Genomic DNA, 8,759 nt, shown 5'->3' on the forward strand with positions numbered 1-8,759 from the left:
AGCGCGACCTGGTCCAGGATGGCGTCGGCGCGCGCGATCAGGTCGCGGCGGACCGTCCAGGGCCGCAGCATGTCGTAATGGGTGCCGCTGGCGGCCTGCACCGCGAGGCGAACGTTCTCTTCCACGGTGAGGTTCGGGAAGAGATTGGTGAGCTGGAAGGCGCGCCCGAGGCCCGCGCGGGTGCGCAGCGGCGCGGAGTGCTGGGTGATGTCGGTGCCGCCGAACAGGATGCTGCCGTTCGAGGCGCGCAGCTGGCCCGAGATCAGATTGAAATAGGTGGTCTTGCCGGCGCCGTTCGGCCCAACGATCGCGGTGAGCTCGCCCGGACGGAACGTGCAGGTCACGTTATTGACCGCGACATGGCCGCCGAAGCGAATGGTGAGGTCGCGGGTTTCGAGGGTGAGGGTCATTGTGTGTCGGGTGAGTGTGAGATGGAGCTATGTCCGCGATCACAGTGCGCCCCCTCCCCCGCTTGCGGGGGAGGGTTGGGGAGAGGGTGTTTCCGCGACGAAGACTCCCCAAGAGTTGAGAGCCCTCTCCCGGCCTCTCCCGCAAGCGGGAGAGGTGAAGCAAGAAAGCTCAGCGCTTGTTCTTGACCGGCACGTCCATGTCTTCGATCTTCAGCTCGCGCACCGGCTCGAGCACGGCCCAGGCGACGTTCGGATCGACCTTGACCTTGAAGTGATACATGCTCTGCAGCGCCTGATGGTCTTCCTTGCGGAACACCATCTTGCCCTTCGGCGTGTCGAACTCCAGGCCTTCCATCGCATTGATCAGCTTCTCGGTGTCGGTCGACTTCGCCTTGGTGACGGCGGCGACGACGGACATCGCGGCGGCAAAGCCGCCAGCGGTGAAGAAGTCCGGCGGCGCGTTGAAGCGCTTCTGGTGCTCGGCGACCAGCCAGTCGTTCACCGGGTTCTTCGGGATCTCGTAGAAATAATAGGTCGCGCCTTCCATGCCGGGGAGGCCCTTGTAGGCGGCGAGCGCCGGCAGGATGTTGCCTCCGGTGGAAAGCTCGATGCCGTAGCGCTTCGGGTCCATGTCCTGGAGCTTGGCCAGCGGATTGCCTGCGCCGGCCCAGATCACCCAGATCACCTTGCGGCCCGGCTTGTCCTTCAGCGCGTCGAACAGGCGCTGGCCTACAGCGGTGAAGTCGGTGGTGGAGGTCGGGGCATATTCCTCCGCAGCGAGCGTCGCGCCGGTCTTGGCGAGCGCCTCCTTGAAGGCGGCGACGCCGTCGCGGCCGAAGGCATAGTCCTGCGCCAGGGTCGCGACGGTGACGCCCTGCTTGCCGATCGCGACCGCGTTGGAGATGGCGTCCTGCGAGGAGTTGCGCCCGGTGCGGAAGATGTAGCGATTCCACTTCTCGCCGGTAATCTGATCCGCGACGGCGGGCTCGACGATCAGGATCTTCTTGTTTTCCTCGGCGACCGGGAGAATGGCGAGCGCGGCTGCCGACGAGGTCGTGCCGATCGCGATGTCGGCCTTGTCGTCCTGATAGGCTTCGGCGAGCGCGGCCTTCGAAAGGTCCGGCTTGCCCTGGTCGTCCTTGGTGATGATGACGATCTTGCGACCATCGAGTGTCATCGTGCCCTTGGTGGCGTATTCGAAGCCCATTTTCAGGCCGGTCTCGGTCTGCTTGGCATAGGCCTCGAGCGGGCCGGTCTTGCCGTAGATCAGCGCGACCTTGAGATCGTCGGCCCGTGCGGAGGTGCCCGCGGCGAGCGCGAGGATGGTTGTTGTTATGATGAGTGATCGACGCACGATGGTCCCTCCTGATTTAAAGTTTCTCGGCAACAGCGATTTGCACAACGTTACGAACATTGCAATTGAACCTTCCGGCCGAGCGTGTCGGCCTTTTGAACATGCATCATTTTTGGGCTAGCCGCTCGTTGCCGGCTCCTTCGGCCTGACGCCGATCCGACTGCGCCTCATCGGCGCTTTCGAAAATATGCGGCGCGACGCCGCGCCTCTCCAGGGCTTCGCCGAGCTTGATGCGCAGGAAGCCCGACGTGGTGTAGCGCGACACGCCGGAATAGAAGCGATCGACGAGACTGCGCACCATGGCCGAATAATCGTCCATCAGTTCCGGCAGGATGGAAAAATTGTCATAATTGACGATGGCGTAGACCCGGCGGCCGAGCGGAGCGAGCCTGGCCTCGACGATATCAGCGATGGTGTCGATCTCGGCCTTGCTGCGCAGCGGATAACGCTCCAGGTTGACGAAGAACAGGTTCTGCTGCTCGTCCAGCGTGAAGCGCTGATCGAGCGGAATGGTGAGCAGGCGCTCGCGCAGATCCATGAGACCTTCGCCGAAGATGCGCGCGTCCATCAAGGCGGGATCGCGCGGGATCAACGGCTTGAAATCCATCAGGCGCAAGATGTCGCGCTCGATATCGATGCCGGGCGCAACTTCCGTCAGCTCGAGCCCGTCGGGGTGCAGCTCGAACACGCAGCGCTCGGTGACGTAAAGCGTGCGCTGCTTGCGCGTGGCGGCGAACGGGCCGCTGAAGGTGACGTGCTCGACGCTGTCCACGAACTTGCGCGATGGCGCCTCGTCGAGAATGACGAGCTTGCCGTCGTTCACTGCGATGCGTTGCCTGCCCGCGCCGAAGGTGCCGACGAAGATGACCTCCTTGGCGTTCTGGCTGATGTTGATGAAGCCGCCGGCACCTGCGAGTTTCGGCCCGAACTTGCTGACATTGAGGTTGCCGGCACGATCGACCTGGGCGAGCCCGAGAAAGGCCGCATCGAGGCCGCCGCCGTCGTAGAAGTCGAACTGATACGGCTGGTCGATCACCGCCTGCGTGTTGATCGCCGCGCCGAAATCGATGCCGCTCGCGGGGATCCCGCCAATCACGCCGGGCTCCGCCGTCAGCGTGATCAGGTCGATGATCCGCTCCTCATTGGCCACGGAGGCAATCCCCTCGGGCATGCCGATGCCGAGATTGACGACGCTGTTGGCCTTCAGCTCGAGGGCGGCGCGACGGGCGATGATCTTGCGCTCGCTGACCGGCATCACCGACAGCGAGGCGGCACGGACGCGGATCTCGCTCGAGAATGCCGGATTGTATTGCGTGCCGAAGGTTTGCCAGTGGTTCTCGGGCTTGGCCACCACAACGCAGTCGACGAGGATGCCGGGAATCTTGACCTGGCGCGGATTGAGGCTGCCGGCCTCGGCCACGCGTTCGACCTGGGCGATGACGATGCCGCCGGAATTATGCGCCGCCATGGCGATGGCGAGCGCCTCCAGCGTCAGCGCCTCCTTCTCCATGGTGAGGTTGCCGTCGGGATCGCCTGTGGTGGCGCGGATGATCCCGACATTGATCGGAAAGGTCTTGTAGAGCAGGCAGTCTTCGCCGCCGATCCTGATCAGCTCCACCATGTCCTCGGTGGTGCGTGCGTTCAGCTTGCCGCCGCCCTGCCGGGGGTCGACGAAGGTGCCGATGCCGACGCGGGTGACATGGCCGGGCCGGTGCGCGGCGATATCGCGGAACAGATGCGTGATGACGCCCTGCGGCAGGTTATAGGCCTCGATCTGGTTCGCGATCGCGAGTTGCTGCAATTTCGGCGCAAGCCCCCAATGCCCCCCGATCACGCGCCGGACCAGGCCTTCATGTGCGAAATGATTGAGGCCGCGCTGCTTGCCGTCGCCCTGGCCCGCCGCATAGACCAGCGTCAGGTTGCGCGGCTTGCCCTGCGTATAGGGCGCATCGCCTTCATGGGAGAGGTACAGCTCCTCCAGCGCGATTGCGATCTCCTCGGCAAAGCCGATGCCAACGAAGCCGCCGGTCGCCACCGTGTCGCCGTCGCGGATCAGCATAACCGCTTCGGCGGCCGTGACGACCTTGCCTTTCTCGGAATTGCGCAAATAGGGCAGAGCTGGATGATGGCTCACGGCGTGCCTCCCGGTCCCTTCGATCGTCTGCCGTTGTTGTGCATTGATCCTATCGCGAGGAGCAGCCGTGGAACAGGCCGCTCCTCGCGATGAAAACGTCATCAGGACGCTCAGCCCTGAACTATCTTGCGTGTTTCGGTGGCGAAATAGACCGACACGATGGTGATGAGCGCCAGCGCGATCATGTAGAGCGAGATCGGCCAGGTGGCAGGCGCGTAGGCCGTCATCAATCCCGTCGCGATCAGCGGCGACAGCGCGCCGGCGAAGATCGAGGCGAGGTTGTAGCCGAGCGAGACGCCGCTATAGCGCACCTTGGTGCCGAACAGCTCCGACAGGAAGCTCGCCTGCGGGCCGTACATCGCGGCATGACCGATGGCGAGGCCGAGCACGATCGCGATCCAGGCATATTGCGGGTTCTTGGTGGCCAGCAGCATGAACAGCGGGAAAGACATCAGCGCCGAGAACACCGCGCCGAAGATGTAGACCGGCCGCCGCCCGACGCGGTCGGACAGCGCGCCGAAGGCCGGGATGGTGAAGGTCTCGATCGCCGCGCCGATCAGCACGCCGTTGAGCATGTCCTGCTTGTTCATGCCGAGCGATTGCGTGGCATAGGCGAGCACGAAGGTCGCATAGATGTAGAAGAAGCCGTTCTCGGCGAAGCGCGCGCCCATCGCCAGCAGGATGTTCTTCGGGTACATCCTGATGGCCTCGAGGATCGGCATCTTCACTTCCTGCTTGGTGTCCTTGACCTTCTGGAACTCCGGGGATTCCGCGATGGTGAAGCGGATCCACAGGCCGACCAGCACCAGCGCGATCGAGAACAGGAACGGGATGCGCCAGCCCCAGGCGAGGAGCTGCGCGTCGGTCAGCATCGCCGACACCACCGAGAAAACGAGCGTGCCGAGCACGAGGCCGAGCGGCGCTCCGAGCTGCGGCCAGCTGCCGTAGAAGCCCTTCTTGTCCGCCGGCGCGTGCTCGACTGCCATCAGCACCGCGCCACCCCATTCGCCCCCGAGGCCAAAGCCCTGGATCAGGCGGCAGGTGACGAGCAGGACGGCGGCCCAGATGCCGGCGGTCTCGTAGGTCGGCAGGAATCCGATCGCCGCTGTCGCCACGCCCATGATCAGCAGCGTCAGATACAGCATGGTCTTGCGGCCGATCTTGTCGCCGTAATGCCCAAACACGACGCCGCCGAGCGGACGCGCGATGAAGCCGAGCGCGTAGGTCGCGAACGCCAACAGCGTTCCCATCATGGGGTCGAAGGTCGGAAAGAACAGCTTGTTGAAGATCAGCGCCGCGGCGGTGCCGTAAAGGAAGAAGTCGTACCACTCGATGGCCGTGCCGATCAGGCTCGCGGTGGCGACCGTGACGTGCGAGGGCTGTCTCGCCTGAAGCTGATGGACCGTGATCGCTTCACTCATCTTGCGTCCTCCCTGGTTGCGAATGCGCATGTGCAGCATGCGTCATTGTGCAAAGCGAAGAGCAAGGTCCGCGCCAGATGCGGAGGGTTTGCGCAAAAGGGCTTAAAAGACGGCAATTCCCGCATCGGTGGCCGGAAGGAGCGTCGAGACGCCATGTCCGGATTCCGAGACTCCGGACAGTCCGGTGTCTCGAAACTCAGACGGAGGCCGGTCCCGAGGCGAGGCCGAACTTGGCGAGCTTCTTGTAGAAGGTCGCGCGTGAGATCCGCAGCATCCTGGCGGCCTCGGAGATCTGGCCATTGCTGGCGGCGAGTGCCTGTTCGAGCGTGTGCTTCTCGAATTCGGCCTCGGCCTCGGCATAGGGCACGATTGTTCCGGCCGCGCGCTCGGGCGCAGCCGGCTTGATCTCGGTGCCGACGGGAAGGATGCGCGCGAAATCCTCGCCGGTCAGCCGGCCGGAATCGCTGAGGATCAGCGCCCGCTCCAGGATGTTGCGGAGCTCCCGGACGTTGCCCGGCCAATCGTAGCGTGCGAGCGCGGCGAGCGCGCTCGGCGTGATCTTCGCCTTGACGTAGTCGCCGGAGGCGCTGATGTCCTCGAGCAGCCGGGCGCAGATGTCCGGGAGATCGTCCAGGCACTGGCGCAGCGGCGGCAGCTCGATCGAGAGCACGTTCAGGCGATAATAGAGGTCGGGGCGGAACGTGCCGTCGCTGACGCGCTTGCGCAAGTCCACATTGGTCGCTGCGACCACGCGCACGTCGATCCTGGAGATCTTGTCCGAGCCAAGCGGCTCGATCTCGCGCTCCTGCAGCACGCGCAGCAGCTTGGCCTGCAATTGCAGCGGCATCTCGCCGATCTCGTCGAGGAACAGCGTGCCGCCGTCGGCGATCCGGAATTTGCCCTCGCGTCCCCGTCGGTCGGCGCCGGTATAGGCGCCCGGCGCGGTGCCGAAGAACTCCGACTCGATCAGTGTGTCCGGGACGGCGGCGACATTGACGCTGACGAACGGCTTCTCCGCACGGGACGAAGCATTGTGGATCGCCTGCGCCAGCATCTCCTTGCCCGTTCCGGTCTCGCCGGTGAGGAGCACCGTGACGCTCTGCCGCGCGGCGCGGCTTGCCAGCGCCTTGGCCTGGGCAATTCCCGGCGTGGTGCCGACGTAGTCGGCGAAGGTGAAGCGCGCGGCGCGGGCATTGGACAATTGCCGCCGTGCCAGCCGCAGATCGCTCTCGAGCTGGGCGACGCGGGCGAGCAGCGGCTTCAGGCTTTCGAGGTGGTCATAAAGCACGAAGCCGATCGCGCCGATCACCGTCCCGTTCTCGTCCTCGATCGGCATGCGGGTGACGACGAGTTGCTCGCCGCCGAGCTCCATGATGTCGAGCAGGATCGGCTCGCCGGTCTCGGCCACCTTGCGCATCAGGCTGTTGGGGATGACCTCCTCGATCGGCCGCCCCATCGCTTCACTGATGCGCTTGAGACCGAGCGCGGCGAGATATTTTTCGTTGACGTACACGACCCGTCCGCCGCGGTCGATCGCGATCGCGCCCTCGCAGAGCTTTTCCAGCCGCTCGAACAGCGTCTCCATCGCGCGCGCACGGAGATAGGCGGGATCGCTGATCGAGGAGGAAGCGGCGGACATGACATATCCCACGGGAAGTCCGCCTGTGTATCAGCAAAAGGGTAGCGATTTCAAAGGGGGAATCGATGCAGCGGGGTTAACGCCAATACCCCGCTCGCGATCGACCTCCCGTCACCCTGAGGTGCGAGCGCAGCGAGCCTCGAAGGGCGACGGGCCCGGCTGGCGGGCCGTGCATCCTTCGAGGCTCGCGGCGCGAGCGCCACTTGCACCTCAGGATGACGGAATCAGGAGTTTGTTGGGTGGTCGAGGAACGTGCCCTACCTTCGATACCCGCTCGCGCGCGAATAGCCCTGGCGGTTCTGCTGGTGCGGGCGGCTTGCAACGCTCGCCCGGGCTTCGCTGGAGAGCGGCGTTGCGAGCTTCAGCTCCTCCAGGAAGATCGGCCGGGAGAAGTAATAGCCCTGCGCGTAGCGGATCTTGGTCGCGGCCTGGAGATAGGCGAGCTCCTCGTAGGATTCGAGACCCTCGGCAATCACGGTCATGCCGAGCGCTTCGCTCAAGGATTCGATCGCGCGCAGGATGCCCTGGCTGCGCGGGCGCTTATGAATGTCGGTGATGAAGGAGCGGTCGATCTTGATCTCGTCGGCGGTGATGTCGGCCAGCGCGGAGAGCGAGGAATAGCCGGTGCCGAAATCGTCGATCGAGATGCCGACACCGAGCTTGCGGAACGCCGGCAGGATCTCGTCCTGGAAATGATTTTTGGCGACGAAGGCATCTTCCGTCAGCTCGATCATGAAGCGGTTGGGAAATCCGGTGTCGTCCAGCGCCTGCGCGAAGCTGCGCATGAATTCGGGATTGCCGGCCTGCTTGGCGGCGACGTTGATGCTGATGGTCGCTTCCGCGCCAAACGTCTCGTTGATCAGGTCGATCGACTTGACGATCTCGGCGAGGACGAGGTGAGTCAGCTCGTCGATCAGGCCGAGCTCGCTGGCGAGATTGATGAACGAGCCGGGCGCCTGGATCACTCCTTCGTCGTCGCGCAGGCGCACCAGGGCCTCGATGCCCTTCACGGCCTGGGTGCGAATGTCGACCTTGGACTGAAAGGCGCAGCAGAAGCGCTTTTCCAGGATGGCGAGCCGTAGCGACTGCTCGACCTTCATCCGCGCCTGCGCCTCGCGCTCCATGCTGGCATCGAAGAAGGCGGCCAGTCCCTTGCCGTTGTTCTTGATACGGTACATCGCGATGTCGGCGTTCTGGCGCAGCGTCTCGAAACTGCTGCCGTGGTCGGGATAGAGGCTGATGCCGACCGAGGTCGAGGCGAAGACCTCCGAATGGTCGATGAAGAACGGCGCGGTCAGCCGCTCCAGCGTCGACTGCATGAATTCGGCGACCTCCTCCTGGCTCTGGATCGGCGACAGCAGCAGCAGGAATTCGTCGCCGGAGATGCGCGACAGCATGTCGGAGTCACGCAAGTCGCGACCGAGCCGCTTCGACAGCTCGACCAGCAGCGCATCGCCGACCGCGTGGCCGTAATAGTCGTTGATGTGCTTGAAATTGTCGACGTCGAGGAAGGCCAGCGCGAAACGTTCGCCGCTGCGATTCTCCGCAAGCAGATTGTTGGCGCGATGCTCGATCACGCGCCGCGAGGGCAGTCCGGTCAACTCGTCGAAATAGGCCGAGCGGAACAGCTGGTCCTCGAAATTCTTCTGCTCGGTGATGTCGGAAGACGCCGAGATCAGGAGCTCGCGTCCGGCAAGGCGAACGGGACGATGGGTCGTGAGCAGGACCTGGCGCGCGGCGCCGCCGTGAAGCGCCTCCTCGGTGACGACAGGCTGGCCGGCGCTCAGAGCCTTGCGGCAGG

Annotated in this window: 6 protein-coding genes; all 6 read right to left on the minus strand. The window is 64.4% G+C overall.

Features of this window, described 5'->3' with window-relative positions; translation table 11 throughout:
• On the minus strand, nucleotides 1–410 hold a 410-nt coding region (locus MOV74_RS23265), incomplete at its 3' end, for an ATP-binding cassette domain-containing protein (protein ID WP_246927485.1).
• 169 nt (nucleotides 411–579) lie between these two features.
• The gene (locus MOV74_RS23270; protein WP_246927495.1) at nucleotides 580–1,764 is read right to left on the minus strand and encodes a substrate-binding domain-containing protein; all 1,185 of its coding nucleotides are present in this window, start codon (nucleotides 1,762–1,764) and stop codon (nucleotides 580–582) included.
• A gap of 106 nt (nucleotides 1,765–1,870) precedes the next feature.
• Nucleotides 1,871–3,898, minus strand: a complete 2,028-nt coding sequence (locus MOV74_RS23275; RefSeq protein WP_309486829.1) for an acyl CoA:acetate/3-ketoacid CoA transferase — start codon at nucleotides 3,896–3,898, stop codon at nucleotides 1,871–1,873.
• 110 nt (nucleotides 3,899–4,008) lie between these two features.
• Nucleotides 4,009–5,319: an MFS transporter gene (locus MOV74_RS23280; protein WP_246927499.1), complete on the minus strand. Its 1,311-nt coding sequence runs from the start codon at nucleotides 5,317–5,319 to the stop codon at nucleotides 4,009–4,011.
• A gap of 196 nt (nucleotides 5,320–5,515) precedes the next feature.
• Entirely contained in the window at nucleotides 5,516–6,958 is a 1,443-nt protein-coding gene (locus MOV74_RS23285; RefSeq protein WP_246927514.1) for a sigma-54-dependent Fis family transcriptional regulator, read from the minus strand.
• Nucleotides 6,959–7,215: 257 nt separating this feature from the next.
• Nucleotides 7,216–8,759 (minus strand): bifunctional diguanylate cyclase/phosphodiesterase (locus tag MOV74_RS23290; protein ID WP_246927517.1); only part of this gene is annotated, 1,544 nt, incomplete at its 5' end.

The organism is Bradyrhizobium sp. SHOUNA76, assembly GCF_023006445.1.
Lineage (GTDB): Bacteria > Pseudomonadota > Alphaproteobacteria > Rhizobiales > Xanthobacteraceae > Bradyrhizobium.